The sequence below is a fragment of the Paragemmobacter ruber genome, assembly GCF_009908315.1.
In the GTDB taxonomy this organism is placed as follows: domain Bacteria; phylum Pseudomonadota; class Alphaproteobacteria; order Rhodobacterales; family Rhodobacteraceae; genus Paragemmobacter; species Paragemmobacter ruber.
In genome coordinates, this window is the sequence record NZ_JAAATW010000002.1 from 247,073 (window position 1) to 260,681 (window position 13,609).

Consider the following 13,609-nt stretch of genomic DNA (forward strand, 5'->3'; position numbering starts at 1 on the left):
TTCGGGTCTTGGGCTTTCGGGCCTTGGGTCTTCGGGCTGGGGTGGTGTGTCATGTTTGAATTTCTGAGGGTCGGGGTGGCCCTTGGTGCGCGTTTCGCGCACCCAATGCCGCATGGCGAATTGATCGCGGTTCCGGGCGGGGTGCCGGGCTTTCGTCTGTTCAACCCCGTGCTGAACGAGACGGTTCTGTTGCGGCCCGGTGTGGCGGGGCCGGTTGTAGACGGCTTTGCCGTGCAGGGGGCGGAGCGGGTGGGTGTGACCGTGGGCGGCGTGGCGGGCAGTCTGCCCGCCGACATGATCGCTGCCGCGCGGCTGGCGGGCGTGGGCGGGATGACGGCCTATCTGGAGCCCGGCGCGCCGCAGCAGGCCATGGCGGTGGAGATGATCGCGGTGGAGGTGGGGGGGCAGGCCTACCTTCTGGCGGCGCGGCAGGCCGGCAGCGGGGTAGAGAGTTTTCGCATCGAGGCGGATGGCGGGCTTGTCCGCGTGGCCGAGGCGCGGGATGCGGCGGGCTTTGCGCTGGCGCGCGTGGCCGCGCTGGCGCGGGCCGAGATGGCCGATGGCACCTATGTCTTTGCCGGGTCGGCGCTGGAGCATGGGATCACCACGCTGGTGGTGGGGCCGGGCGGCACGCTGGCGCGCGGCCCGGTGGCGGGGCGTGAGCAGGGCGTCTGGGTGCAGGGGATTTCGGCGCTGGAGGTGGTGGACGCCTTTGGCGCGACATGGCTGGTGGCGGCGGCGGCCGGATCGTCGAGCCTGACGGTGTTTCAGGTCGGCGCGGGGGGCGCGCTGGTGCAGGCCGATCATGTCTTTGACCAGTTGGGGACGCGCTTTGCCGGGGTGACCGCGCTGGATGTGGTGCAGCATGGCGAATGGGTCTTTGTGCTGGCGGCCGGGGCGGATGCGGGGCTGTCGCTGTTTGCGATGCTGCCGGGGGGGCGGCTGGTGCATCTGACAAGTCTGGCGGATCGCGCCGATCTGGGGCTGGAGGGCATCCGCGCCGTGGCGGCGGCCGTGCAGGGCGAGACGCTGGCGGTGATGATCCTGTCGGGGACGGAGGCGGGGGTGACGCAGCTTTCGCTGCCGCTGGCGGGGCTGGGGGCCGTGCTGGCCGGACCGGGGGACCTGACAGGCACGGCGGGGCGGGACATTCTTGTGGACGGTGCGGGCAGCGAGGTGCTGACCGGCGGGGTGGGTGCGGATCTGTTCGTTCTGCGGGGCGACGGGCAAGGCGATGTGATCGCCGATTTCGAGCCGGGGCTGGACCGGATCGACCTGAGCTTTTGGCCGATGCTGCGGGATCCGGCCCAGCTTGCGGTGACGCTGACCGCGCAGGGGGCGGTGCTGCGCTTTGGCGCGGAGGTGCTGGAGATCCGCACCGCGACGGGGCGCCCCCTGACGCTGGCCGAGGTGCTGGCGATGGATCTTGCGGCGAACGGGCGGCTGCCGGTGGCGGGTGCGCCGGATTTCGGGGGACCGGGCGGGGGATCGGCGGGGCCGGATCGGATGTCGGGCGGGGCGGGGAATGACACGCTGTCGGGCGCGGGCGGGGATGACGTGCTGGCGGGCGGGGGCGGGGCGGATGCGCTGGAGGGCGGTGAGGGGGCCGATACGCTGGATGGCGGCGTGGGTGATGACGTCCTGTCAGGGGGCGCGGGCAATGACCGGCTGATCGGCGGGGAGGGGAACGACCGGCTGGAGGGCGGCGACGGGGATGACCGGTTTCTGGATGGCGCGGGGGATGACACGTTCTTGGGCGGCGCCGGGAATGACAGGATCGAGGCGACGCTGGGTCGTGACTGGCTGTCGGGTGAGGCGGGCAATGACACGCTGGAGGGGGGCGACGGGGCGGATCGCCTGATCGGCGGGCTGGATGACGACCTGCTGGCCGGGGATGAGGGGGATGATCTGCTGGCGGGAGAGGCCGGGAATGACCGGCTGTTCGGGGGCGCGGGGCGGGATCGGCTGTTCGGCGGCGCGGGAAATGATGGTCTGCAGGCAGCAGAGGGGCGCGACCGCCTGCTGGGGCAGGTGGGGGATGATCTGCTGGAGGGTGGGGCCGGGGCCGACAGTCTCTATGGGGGGGCGGGGCAGGACCAGCTGGCCGGGGGAGAGGATGATGACCGCCTGGACGGGGGCGCCGGGGATGATGTGATGTCTGACATCGCGGGCGCGGATTGGCTGTATGGCGGGGCCGGGCGGGATACCCTGCTGGCCGGTCTCGGGGATGACACGCTGTGGGGCGGGGCGGGGCAGGACCGCATGGAGGGCGGCGCCGGGGCGGACCGCCTGTTTGGCGGCAGTGGCATGGACCGGATGGACGGGGAAGCGGGCAATGACACGCTTTTCGGGGGCGGCGGGAAGGACCGGCTGATCGGTGGGGATGGCGATGACCTGCTGGAGGGCGAGGCGGGGCGTGATGCGCTGTCGGATGGGGCGGGGAATGACCGCCTGATCGGGGGGGCCGGGGCGGACCGTCTTGTGGGCGGAGAGGGCGATGATCGGTTGAATGGCGGTGGCGGGGCGGATCGCGCGGATGGGGGGGGCGGGGCGGACCGGCTGCTGGGTGGTGTGGGGGCGGACAGCCTGATCGGGGGTGAGGGGGATGACAGCCTGTCGGGCGGCGCGGATGCGGATCGCCTGTCGGGGCAGGGTGGCGCGGATCGCCTGTCGGGGGGGCAGGGGGAGGATTGGCTGGAGGGCGGCAGCGAGGCGGATTGGCTGACCGGGGATGGCGGGGGGGACTGGCTGTTCGGTGGTGACGGGGCTGATCGGTTGGAGGGGGGCGCGGGGGCCGACTGGCTGACGGGCGGCGAGGGGCTTGATGTGTTCGTCTTTGATGTGACCGCGGGTGGTGCCACGGCGGGGGGAGAGATCGACGTGATCACCGATTTCCTGCCGGGGCAGGACCGGCTGGAGTTGCGGGGGGCGGGCGGCCTGGGGGATCTGGTGCTGCGGGATGTCGAGGTTGACGGCGCGTGGATGGCCGAGGTGGTGCTGCAGGGGCAGGTGATCCGGCTGGCGGATGTGGTGGTGGCGGATCTGGGGGCGGGTGACTTTGTCTTTGGCTGAGGCGCGCGCGCGGGGTGTGCCTTGGTGGGCTGTGGTGGGGCTGAGTTGCCCTGGGCTGCGGCAGGGGGAGGCTTTTGGGGGGAGGGTGTGGTGTTGCGGGTGTGGCTGGTCATTGGCCCGGTCGTGCGGGGCGGGTGGGTTGCGCGGGTGGTTTGGTGGGAGAGGCTCGTTCGGCGGGGTGGGTGCGGTATCGGGGGGGGGGGTATTCCGTGATGGGATGGGTTAGGGGCGTTTGGGGTTTGTTGTGAGCCTTGGCCGTGTGGAGAGGGAGAGGGTGTGGTGGGGCTGTCCCGTCTCTCGCAGGGCTTTGGGCACAGCGGGGGGGCTTTGGGGTGGGAGTGGGTGGGCTGGGGTGCCGCTGCCTTTGGCGGGGACTGGCGGCGCTCAAACGGGGCCAGTTGGGGCCAGACGGCTTTGCCTGCGCTCTCGCGCTGTCGGGGGATTGCTGCGAAACAGGGGTATGGTGATTCTGGTTCCCCTCCTTCTCGTCGCGGTCTTTGTGGCGCTTTGGGTCATGCGGCGCGGGGCGACGTTGACGCGGGTTTGCCGCTGGCGCGAGGATCGGGCGGCGGGGGTGGATCTTTGGCGCTGTGCCGTCTGCGGGGCGGTGACGCAGGCGCGGGGGGCGCCGCGCCATTGCCTGCGCGGGCAGGGTTGATAGGCTGGCGGGCGGAGGTGATGCGATGAAGCTTGTCCAGACCCATGCCGCGCCCGCAGATGCGGCAGAGCGGGCGGCGGTGCCCCCGGTGATCTGCTATCCGGTGGACAGCCTGCCGCGCCCGGACATGGCCCCGTTTCATGCGGCGCGCGTCGGCTGGCAGAGGGTGGCCGAAGTGCTGATCCCGCCGCGCGAGGCGCGGGTTTGGGCGGTGCCGGCGGGGCATTTCTTCCGCATCACCAGCGTGGAGGGGCCGCAGGTGGGGGACCTGAACCTGTGGGCGCAGGCCGATCTGCGCGAGCGGTTCTATTCCGGCAAGACCCGCGCGCTGCATGGCACGCATCTTTCGACGGGGGACAGGCTGTGGTCGTCCTTCCCCTTTCTGCGGCCGATGGCGACGATCACCGATGATACGCTGGACTGGTACGGGTTCGACGCATACGGCGGCGCGGTGCATGACGTGATCGGCACGCGCTGCGATCCCTATACCCATCATCTGCTGAGCGGGGGCGGGCAGTATCACCATTGCTGCCATTCCAACCTGACGCGCGCCTTGGCCGACTGGACGGGGCTGCCGCTGCGCGAGGCGGAGGGGCATGTGCATGACGTTCTGAATGTCTTCATGTGCACAGGCTTCACCCGGGATACGGGGCAGTATTTCATGAAGGCCTCGCCCGTCAGGCCGGGGGATTATCTGGAGTTCTTTGCGGAGATTGATTTGATCGGGGGCCTGTCGGCCTGTCCGGGCGGGGATTGTTCGGCTGAGCATTCCTCGGACGTGGCGCGGTGCTTTCCGCTGCTGGTGGAGGTGTTCCGGCCTGTGGCCCCGCCTGTGGGATGGGTGCCGCCTGCGGGGAACGGATATGACCGGAGCCATGGGCGCCCATGACACGGGGGCGGGCCTTGCATCTGACCGAGGAACTGGTCGCGCGGGTGGAGCGTCAGGAGGCGGAACATCCCGGCGCGCGGGGGCTGCCTTACATCGAGGAAGAGGCCTTTGGCCGCCATGCGCAGCGCCTGCTGGCAGAGGCGGGGGAGGGGCCGGTCTGGACCTTTGCCTATGGGTCGCTGATCTGGAAACCGGCCTTCGAGGCGGCGGAGGCGGTGCCTTGCACGCTGCATGGCTGGCGGCGGTCCTTCTGCATCCATCTGGAAAGCTGGCGCGGGACGCCGCAGGAGCCGGGGTTGATGCTGGCCTTGGCGCGGGGCGGGAGTTGCCGGGGGATGGCCTATCGCCTGCCCGACGGGGCGCGCGCGGCAGCGATGGAGGCGCTGCTGCGGCGCGAGATCGGGTATGAGGTCGATCTGGCGTCGGTGCGCTGGTTGACGGTGCGGGGGGAGACGGAGCGCGGAAAGACGGGTCCGTTCCGGGCGCTGGTCTTTTACGCGGCACCGCTGGACGGGGCGATCCATGTGGATCTGCCCTTGGCCGAACAGGCGCGGCGCATCGCGCGGGCGGCGGGGCATGTGGGAAGCTGCGCAGCCTACTTGCGCAACACCGTGCAGCATCTGGAGGAGTTGGGCATCCGCGACCGATACCTCTGGGCCTTGCAGAGGCTGGTCGCGGAGGAGATTTCAGCGCGTCACGGCTGCCCGGTATAGAGCACGATCTTGCCGGTGGTGCGGCCGGTTTCGCTGGCCTCATGCGCCTTTGCCGCGTCATCGAGGCGATATTCACCGCCGATGAGGGGGCGGATCTGGCCTGCATCGACGAGGGCGGCAAGGTCGCGCAGGATGGCGGCGTTGGGGTCGATGAAGACGAAGCCTGCGCGTTTGCCTTCGGCTTCGGCGCGTTCGGGGCTGGGCGGCGTGGTGATCGACACGAGGAAGCCGCCGGGTTTGAGCATGGCCCAGGACGCATCCTGCGTGTCGCCGCCGATCGTGTCGAACACGATGTCGAGGTCGCGGGCCGCGGCGAAGGCTGCTGGATCGCGGTAATCGATCACCTCATCCGCGCCCAAGGCGCGCACGAGCGCGGCCTTGGCCGCAGACGCGGTGGCGGTGACATGGGCGCCACGCGCCTTGGCAAGCTGGATGGCGATGGAGCCGACTCCGCCCGCGCCGGCATGGATCAGGACGCGCTGGCCGGGCTGCATCCCGGCGGCGGTGATCAGCGCCTCCCATGCGGTGATGGAGACGAGGGGGAGGGAGGCCGCTTCCACATGGCTGATGGTGGCGGGTTTCAGGGCCACCTCGCGGGCGCGGACGGCGACGAATTCGGCGTAGGTGCCGTTGCGGCGGATGTCCGGGCGGGAATAGACCGCATCGCCGGGTTGGAAGCCGGTGACATCGGCGCCCACCTGTTCGACGATGCCCGAGACATCCCAGCCGAGGGTGAGCGGAAGGTCGTAGGGCAGCATCTTGGCGAGGTAGCCGCGGCGGATCTTCCAGTCCACCGGGTTGACCGAGGCCGCAACGGTGCGGATCAGCACGTCATCGGGGCCGATGGCGGGAAGCGCTGCGTCCTCGATACGGATCTGGTCGGCATCGCCATAGGCGTGGATGCGGGCGGCTTTCATCGGGGGCGTCCTTTCTGTGGCCTTGGGGCGCCAGAGCTACGGTCTGCGCGCGCCCGATGAAAGGCCGCTCACGCAGTGGTGAAGGCCGCCTCGAGCGCGATCTGGACCATGTCGCCGAAGCTGCGTTCGCGATCCGCGGCGGGGAGGGCCTCTTGCGTGAGGATGTGGTCGGAGATGGTGAGGATGGCCAGCGCGCGGGCGCCATGGCGGGCGGCGAGGGTGTAAAGCTCGGCCGCCTCCATCTCTACGCAGAGGCAGTTGTGGCGTTGAAGCTGATCCGAGAGGTCCTGCCGTTCGTCGTAGAAGGTATCTGAGGAATAGATGCCACCCACATGGGTGGGGATGGCTCGTGCCGTGGCGGCGGCATGGGCGGCGGCGAGGAGGCCGAAATCGGCGACTGGGGCGAAGTTCAGTTCCTTGAAGATCGAGCGGGAAGGGGAGCCGAGGGTGGTGGTGGCCTGTGCCAGCACGATGTCGCGGACCTTGACGCGATGCTGCAAGGCCCCGGCCGAGCCGATGCGGATGAGGGTTTTCGCGCCGAAGTCGCGGATCAGTTCATTGGCGTAGATGGACATGGAGGGCATCCCCATGCCGGTGCCGTGGATGGTGACGCGCTGGCCCTTCCACGTGCCGGTATAGCCCAGCATCCCGCGCACCTCGTTCACCAGGACGGGGTTTTCGAGGAAGGTTTGGGCCGCCCAGCGGGCGCGGTAGGGATCGCCGGGAAGAAGGACGGTTTCGGCGATGTCGCCGGGTTTCGCGCCGATATGGACGGTCATGGGGGCCCCTGTCTGTGGATGGCGCGAAGCTATGCGATGGGGTGGGCGGGGGAAAGCCCCCTTGCCCCGGGGGGGTGGGATGCCCCGGGGGCGCTTCGCCCCCCGGACCCCCAGAGGATACTTGTGCAACGGGGAAGGTGGGGGTGTGGGGGAGGAGGAGGGGGTGGGGTGCGGTTCGCGTTCTGGGAGAGGGGGCGAGGCTACGGGGGGAGGGCGCGGGAGCGGATCGGCGGGGGGCGTAAGGGTCGGCGGTTCGGTGTTCGGGACAAGCGGTGTGATGCCAGGCCATAGGCGCCGGATCTGGCGCGAATGGGTCGATGGCGGGAGGTCGGTCCATGGCATCGGTCATGCCGACGTCATTCGGCGGCGACGGCCTGACGGTCCACCAGACCTACGATATCCGGCAGGGTGCGGTTCAGTTCGAAATCCTTGGGCGTTCAGACGACGGCACGCCCATGGCGCGCAGGCGGGTGGTGTCTTCTTCGGCGATGATGCCGCCCGTGAGGACGGGGATTTCGTCCGGGCCTGTGGTGCGCATCCCTTCCATCGTTTCGGAGATGCGGGGGATGTGGCTGCCCTGCAGGATTGGAAGGCGCACGACCTGCGCCTGGTGATCCGCTGCGGCGGCAGCGATTTCGGGGGGGCAGGCGGCTGCCTTATTGGGCGGCGACGGCCTGACGGTCCACGAGGCCAACGATATCCATCATGATGCAGTTCAGTTCGAAATCCTTGGGCCTTTAGACGGCGGCACGCCCATGGCGCTCAGGCGGGTGGTGTCTTCTTTGGCGATGACGCCGCCCTTGAGGACGGGGATTGCGCCCGGGCCTGCGGTGCGTATCCCTTCCATGGTTTCGGAGATGAGGGGGATGCGACTGCCCGACAGGATTGGGAGGCGCACGACATGCGCCTGATGATCCGCTGCGGCGGCTGCGGTCCTGGCGGGGGTCTGGCGGATCACTTATTCGGCGGCGAAGGCCTGACGGTCCACGAGGCCCACGATATCCATCATGATGCGGTTCAGTTCGAAATCCTTGGGCGTGTAGACGGCGGCCACGCCCATGGCGCGCAGGCGGGTGGCGTCTTCTTCGGGGATGATGCCACCGACGACCACGGGGATGTCGCCAAGGCCTGCGGCGCGCATCCGTTCCATCGTTTCGGAGATGAGGGGGATATGGCTGCCCGACAGGATCGAGAGACCCACGACATGGGCCTGTTGATCCGCCGCGGCAGCGACGATTTCGGCAGGCGTCAGGCGGATGCCTTCGTAATGGATATCCATGCCGCAATCGCGGGCGCGGGCGGCGATCTGTTCGGCGCCGTTGGAATGGCCATCGAGGCCGGGCTTGCCGACGAGGAACTTGAGCGGACGGCCGAGCTTGGTGCTGACCTGGGCCACCGCGTCGCGGATGGGCTCCAGCCCTTCGGTACGGTTCGAGGGGCTGCGCGAGACGCCGGTGGGGGCGCGGTATTCGCCAAAGGCCGCGCGGACGACGGCGCCCCATTCGCCGGTGGTGGCCCCGGCCTTGGCGGCGGCGATGGAGGCGGGCATGACATTCGCCCCGGTGGCGCAGGCCTGACGCAGCGCGTCGAGCGCGGCCTTGACACGCGCCTCGTCGCGGGTGGCGCGCCACTGGTTGAGGCGGTCGATCTGGTCGGCCTCGGCCTGCGGGTCGGCCACCATGATGGCGCCGTCGCCCGCGGTGAGGGGCGAGGGCGCGGCCTCGGTCCAGCGGTTGACGCCGACGACGGTGGTTTCCTTGGTTTCGATCCGGGCGAGGCGTTCGGAATTTGCCTCGACCAGACGGCCCTTCATGTATTCGATGGCGGCAACCGCGCCGCCCATCGCGTCGATGGTGGCAAGCTCGGCGCGGGCGCCGTCCTTCAACTCGGCCACCTTGCGATCGACGGCGGGGTTGCCGTCGAAGAGATCGTCATATTCCAGAAGATCGGTTTCATAGGCGAGGATCTGCTGCATCCGGAGGGACCATTGCTGATCCCAGGGGCGGGGCAGACCCAGCGCCTCGTTCCAGGCGGGAAGCTGGACGGCGCGGGCGCGGGCCTTTTTCGACAGGGTCACGGCCAGCATCTCGATCAGGATGCGGTAGACGTTGTTTTCGGGCTGCTGTTCCGTCAGGCCCAAGGAATTGACCTGCACGCCATAGCGGAAGCGGCGGTACTTCGGATCGGTGACGCCGTAGCGGGACTCGCAGATCTCATCCCAGAGATCGACGAAGGCGCGCATCTTGCACATTTCGGTGACGAAGCGGATGCCTGCATTCACGAAGAAGGAGATGCGGCCCACCATGTTGGGGAAGTCTTCGGGCGCGACCTTGCCTTTCAGGTCGTCCAGCACGGCGCAGGCGGTGGCCAGCGCGAAGGCCAGTTCCTGTTCCGGCGTCGCGCCCGCCTCTTGCAGGTGGTAGGAGCAGACGTTCATCGGGTTCCATTTCGGCAGATGTTTCTGCGTGTAGGCCGCGACGTCGGTGATCATGCGGAGCGAGGGTTTCGGCGGACAGATATAGGTGCCGCGCGAGAGGTATTCTTTGATGATGTCGTTCTGGACTGTGCCTTGCAGAGCGGCGATGTCGGCGCCCTGTTCTTCGGCCACGGCGATGTAGAGGGCGAGGAGCCAGGGCGCAGTGGCGTTGATCGTCATCGAGGTGTTCATCTGTTCGAGCGGGATCTGGTCGAACAGGGTGCGCATGTCGCCCAAGTGCGCGACCGGGACGCCGACCTTGCCCACCTCGCCGCGCGAGAGTTCGTGGTCGCTGTCATAGCCCGTCTGGGTGGGAAGGTCGAAGGCGACGGAGAGACCCGTCTGCCCCTTGGACAGGTTGGTGCGGTAAAGCGCGTTGGAGGCGCGGGCGGTGGAATGCCCGGCATAGGTGCGGAAGAGCCAGGGGGACTCTTTCTTCTGTGCGGACATGGGGGCCTCCTGCAGGGGTTCGGCAATATTATTACGCGATGACCCACATAGAGGACAGAATCATTCAATGTCAATTCGCCGCATTGCGGCATGCCGCGGCGCGGCGGGGGTGGGAGGCGGATTTTGACGCAAAATCCGCGCCGGAATTTGGCGCAGATTCCGGATGGAGGCGTGGCGCTGTGGGGGAAGGCGATTTCTGTGTCAGAAATCGTTGCGAAGTCTGCGTCAGACTTCGCCCTTTGACCCAGCCCTTAACAACGATCCCGGAGATCCCTATATTGTGCGGGAAGGCCCCTGCCGGGGATCCGGCGTCAACAAGGGGGGCCGAGGGTCGAAGGACCATACGGATATGCGCAACCTTCTTGCGCTTGCTGCTGTCTCTCTCACGCTGGCCGGTCCGGCGCTGGCACAGGAACGGTCGGTCGAGATCGTGAACCAGTCGGGCTTTACCATCACGAACTTCTATGCCTCGACGCTGGGTGCGGCGGATTGGCAAGAGGATGTGCTGGGCGGGCAGGCGGTGGCATCGGGGCAGAGCGCGGTGGTGAATTTCGCCGATAGCGGCGAATGCGCCTACAGTTTCCGCGCGGTGTTTGACGATGGCGATGAGGCCATTCAGGACATCGACGTGTGTTCTGTCACATCCGTCACCTATAACTGATCGCTTTGCAGGTGGCGGTTCGGCCCGTTAACCTGCGGTCATGACAGGGACCGTCGAACTTCCCCTCTGGCTTGTGGTGCTGGTGCTGGTGCTTGCGGCCATCGCGGCACTGGACCGTGTGCTGGCGCCTTCGGTGCGGTGGTTCTTTCGCCGCCGGATGGAGCGGGCGGTGGCGCGGCTGAACGAGCGGCTGGAGCGGCCCATCGCGCCGTTCAAGCTGGCGCAGCGGCATGACATGATCCTGCGGCTGGTCTATGATCCGCAGGTGTTGCAGGCGGTGGCCGAGCACGCGGCCGAGACGGGCGTGCCGCCCACCGTGGCCATGCAGGAGGCGCGGTCCTACGCGGCCGAGATCGTGCCGGGCTTTTCCGCGACGATGTATTTCGGGTTCGCGGTGCAGGCGGCGCGCTGGTTGACGCGCAAGTTCTATCGCGTGCGGATCGGGCGGATTGATCCGGCGCTGGAGCGGGTGGATGACCGGGCGACGGTGGTTTTCGTGATGAACCACCGCAGCAACATGGATTACGTGCTGGTGACGTGGCTGATCGCGGATCGGTCGGCGATTTCCTATGCGGTGGGGGAATGGGCGCGGGTCTGGCCGTTGTCGCGGCTGATCCGGGGGATGGGGGCCTATTTCATCAGGCGCGGGTCGCGCAACGCGCTCTATCGCCGGGTGTTGGCGCGTTATGTGCAGATGGCGGCGGCGGAAGGCGTGGCGCAGGCGATCTTTCCCGAGGGCGGGCTGTCGCTGGATGGGCGCGTGGGCGCGGCGCGGCTGGGGCTTTTGTCCTATTTCATGGCAGGCTTCGATCCTGAGGGCCGGGATATCCTGTTCGTGCCGGTGGGCCTTGCCTATGACCGCGTGCTGGAGGACCGGCTGCTGACCGGGGCCGCGCGCACGGGGGTGCGGCGGTTCCGGCCTTCGCTGTTCGGGGTGGTGGGCTTTTCGTTGCGCATGGGTTGGCGGGCGCTGCGGGGGCATTTCCCCGGTTTTGGCGCGACGGCGGCGGGTTTTGGCGCGCCGGTATCGCTCAGGGCCTTTGTGGCCGAGCATGGGCAAGGCGCGGCCGAGGCGCTGGGGGCGGAACTGATGGCGCGGGTGGCGCGGGCGGTGCCGATCCTGCCGGTGCCGCTGGTTGCGGCGGCGCTAGAGGCGGGGGCGGTGGACCGCGCTGCGTTGGCGTCGGAGGTGCGGCGGCTGGCGGATGCGCTGTCGGCGGCGGATGCGGTGTTGCGGCTGCATCCGAAGGGGCTGGAGGCGACGATGGAGGAGGCGCTGCTGCACATGCAGCGGCGCGGGCTGGTGGATGCAAATCTGGCGGTGCGGGAAGAGAAGCGCGACTTGGTGGCTTTTTATGCCGCGTCCGTGCGGCAGCGGCTGGGGCAGTGATGCCCTGCCCCGGGCGCGGCTGGGGACCTGAGGTTCAAGGTGGCGGTGGCGGCGGTGGTGGTGGCGGCCCCGGATAAAGCGGGGGCGTTGTGCCGGGTGTTTTGTGGATCGCTGCGACGCGGCAGACATAAAATTTCAAAAACAGGCGCATCACTATTGCAATGTTGCGCGTGCATCCTCTATCTGTGACGCAAGGGCGCCGATTCTGCGGCGCGGCATCGGGTCAGGGAGGCCGGAGGATGGCTTTGGATACGCAGCAGCATGTGGTTGCCTATGATGCGCCGAAGAAGGACCTGTATGAGGTGGGCGAGATGCCCCCGCTCGGCCATGTGCCCAAGCAGATGTACGCCTGGACGATCCGGCGCGAACGCCATGGCCAGCCCGATACAGCGATGCAGCTTGAGGTGGTCGATACATGGAAGATCGACAGCCATGAGGTGCTTGTCCTCGTGATGGCGGCGGGGGTGAATTACAACGGCGTCTGGGCCTGTCTGGGCGAGCCGGTCAGCGTGTTCGACGGCCACAAGCAGCCCTATGCGGTGCTGGGATCGGATGCGGCGGGCATCGTCTGGGCGGTGGGCGACAAGGTCACGCGCTGGAAGGTGGGCGACGAGGTCGTGATCCACTGCAATCAGGATGACGGCGATGATGAGGAATGCAACGGCGGCGATCCGATGTTTTCGCCCAGCCAACGCATCTGGGGATATGAGACCCATGACGGGTCTTTCTGCCAGTTCACGCGGGTGCAGGCGCAGCAGTTGATGCCGCGGCCCAAGCATCTGACATGGGAGGAGAGCGCCTGCTATACGCTGACGCTGGCCACCGCCTATCGGATGCTGTTCGGGCATGAGCCGCATGACCTGAAACCCGGGCAGAACGTGCTGGTCTGGGGGGCGTCGGGGGGCCTTGGTGTATATGCGATCCAGCTGATCAACACGGCGGGAGCGAATGCGATCGGGGTGATCTCGGACGAGAGCAAGCGCGACTTTGTGATGGGGTTGGGCGCGAAGGGCGTGATCAACCGCAACGAGTTCAAATGCTGGGGGCAATTGCCCAAGGTGAACAGCCCTGAATATGCCGATTGGTTGAAGGAGGCGCGGCGCTTCGGCAAGGCGATCTGGGACATCACGGGCAAGGGCGTGAACGTGGATATGGTGTTCGAACATCCGGGCGAGGCGACCTTCCCGGTGTCATCGCTGGTCTGCAAGAAGGGCGGGATGGTGGTGATCTGCGCGGGCACCACCGGGTTCAACTGCACCTTTGATGTGCGCTACATGTGGATGCACCAGAAGCGTTTGCAGGGGTCGCATTTCGCGCATCTCAAGCAGGCGAGTGCGGCGAACAAGCTGATGATCGAGCGGCGGCTGGATCCCTGCATGTCGGAGGTCTTTCCTTGGGCCGAGATCCCGGCGGCGCATATGAAGATGCTGCGCAACCAGCACAAGCCGGGCAACATGGCGGTGCTGGTGCAGGCGCCGCGCACGGGGCTGCGGACCTTTGAGGATACGCTGGAGGCCAGCCGGGGCGCGTGAGCGCGCCGAGGCTGCCCCTGCCGGCCCGGCAGCGGACGACATGACCCACACCCCGGCCCCATGGCCGGGGTG

Annotated in this window: 11 protein-coding genes; 7 read left to right on the forward strand and 4 right to left on the reverse strand. The window is 68.0% G+C overall.

Features of this window, described 5'->3' with window-relative positions:
- Positions 1–51 precede the first annotated feature (51 nt).
- The 4 genes from GU920_RS19815 to GU920_RS09615 all read left to right on the forward strand — a co-directional run bounded on the left by GU920_RS19815 (position 52) and on the right by GU920_RS09615 (position 5,332).
- Positions 52–3,072, forward strand: a complete 3,021-nt coding sequence (locus GU920_RS19815) for a calcium-binding protein (protein WP_161766809.1) — start codon at positions 52–54, stop codon at positions 3,070–3,072.
- Between the two features lie 460 nt (positions 3,073–3,532).
- The gene (locus GU920_RS09605; protein ID WP_161766810.1) at positions 3,533–3,730 is read left to right on the forward strand and encodes a hypothetical protein; all 198 of its coding nucleotides are present in this window, start codon (positions 3,533–3,535) and stop codon (positions 3,728–3,730) included.
- Positions 3,731–3,755: 25 nt separating this feature from the next.
- Entirely contained in the window at positions 3,756–4,619 is an 864-nt protein-coding gene (locus GU920_RS09610) for an urea carboxylase-associated family protein (protein WP_161766811.1), read from the forward strand.
- Complete coding sequence (locus tag GU920_RS09615; protein WP_161766812.1) at positions 4,616–5,332, forward strand: gamma-glutamylcyclotransferase; 717 nt, start codon at positions 4,616–4,618, stop codon at positions 5,330–5,332. Before GU920_RS09610 ends, GU920_RS09615 begins: the two co-directional genes overlap by 4 nt.
- Here GU920_RS09615 and GU920_RS09620 read toward each other — a convergent pair.
- From GU920_RS09620 to GU920_RS09635, 4 genes are all read right to left on the reverse strand, one after another.
- A complete protein-coding gene (locus GU920_RS09620; protein WP_161766813.1) occupies positions 5,314–6,249 on the reverse strand; it encodes an NADP-dependent oxidoreductase in 936 nt (311 codons plus the stop codon). The two genes, GU920_RS09615 and GU920_RS09620, sit on opposite strands and share 19 nt — an antisense overlap.
- A gap of 68 nt (positions 6,250–6,317) precedes the next feature.
- Positions 6,318–7,028: a purine-nucleoside phosphorylase gene (deoD, locus tag GU920_RS09625; RefSeq protein ID WP_161766814.1), complete on the reverse strand. Its 711-nt coding sequence runs from the start codon at positions 7,026–7,028 to the stop codon at positions 6,318–6,320.
- Between the two features lie 415 nt (positions 7,029–7,443).
- Positions 7,444–7,626, reverse strand: a complete 183-nt coding sequence (locus GU920_RS09630; protein WP_161766815.1) for a hypothetical protein — start codon at positions 7,624–7,626, stop codon at positions 7,444–7,446.
- Positions 7,627–7,986: 360 nt separating this feature from the next.
- Positions 7,987–9,954: a protein meaA gene (locus GU920_RS09635; protein WP_161766816.1), complete on the reverse strand. Its 1,968-nt coding sequence runs from the start codon at positions 9,952–9,954 to the stop codon at positions 7,987–7,989.
- A 349-nt stretch (positions 9,955–10,303) separates the two neighbouring features.
- Here GU920_RS09635 and GU920_RS09640 point away from each other — a divergent pair, with 349 nt between their 5' ends.
- From GU920_RS09640 to ccrA, 3 genes are all read left to right on the forward strand, one after another.
- A complete protein-coding gene (locus tag GU920_RS09640) occupies positions 10,304–10,615 on the forward strand; it encodes a hypothetical protein (protein WP_161766817.1) in 312 nt (103 codons plus the stop codon).
- Positions 10,616–10,655: 40 nt separating this feature from the next.
- Complete coding sequence (locus tag GU920_RS09645) at positions 10,656–12,005, forward strand: 1-acyl-sn-glycerol-3-phosphate acyltransferase (protein WP_161766818.1); 1,350 nt, start codon at positions 10,656–10,658, stop codon at positions 12,003–12,005.
- A gap of 239 nt (positions 12,006–12,244) precedes the next feature.
- Positions 12,245–13,537 (forward strand): crotonyl-CoA carboxylase/reductase, encoded by a 1,293-nt coding sequence (gene ccrA, locus GU920_RS09650; protein ID WP_161766819.1) that lies wholly within the window; start codon positions 12,245–12,247, stop codon positions 13,535–13,537.
- The last annotated feature ends 72 nt before the right edge of the window (positions 13,538–13,609 follow it).

Coding starts and splice junctions, on each gene's coding strand:
- GU920_RS09635 (WP_161766816.1), bottom strand. CDS start 9,954: ATGTCCGCACAGAAGAAAGAGTCCCCCTGGCTCTTCCGCACCTATGCC.
- GU920_RS09610 (WP_161766811.1), top strand. CDS start 3,756: ATGAAGCTTGTCCAGACCCATGCCGCGCCCGCAGATGCGGCAGAGCGG.
- deoD (WP_161766814.1), bottom strand. CDS start 7,028: ATGACCGTCCATATCGGCGCGAAACCCGGCGACATCGCCGAAACCGTC.
- GU920_RS09640 (WP_161766817.1), top strand. CDS start 10,304: ATGCGCAACCTTCTTGCGCTTGCTGCTGTCTCTCTCACGCTGGCCGGT.
- GU920_RS09605 (WP_161766810.1), top strand. CDS start 3,533: ATGGTGATTCTGGTTCCCCTCCTTCTCGTCGCGGTCTTTGTGGCGCTT.
- GU920_RS09620 (WP_161766813.1), bottom strand. CDS start 6,249: ATGAAAGCCGCCCGCATCCACGCCTATGGCGATGCCGACCAGATCCGT.
- GU920_RS09615 (WP_161766812.1), top strand. CDS start 4,616: ATGACACGGGGGCGGGCCTTGCATCTGACCGAGGAACTGGTCGCGCGG.
- GU920_RS09645 (WP_161766818.1), top strand. CDS start 10,656: ATGACAGGGACCGTCGAACTTCCCCTCTGGCTTGTGGTGCTGGTGCTG.
- ccrA (WP_161766819.1), top strand. CDS start 12,245: ATGGCTTTGGATACGCAGCAGCATGTGGTTGCCTATGATGCGCCGAAG.
- GU920_RS19815 (WP_161766809.1), top strand. CDS start 52: ATGTTTGAATTTCTGAGGGTCGGGGTGGCCCTTGGTGCGCGTTTCGCG.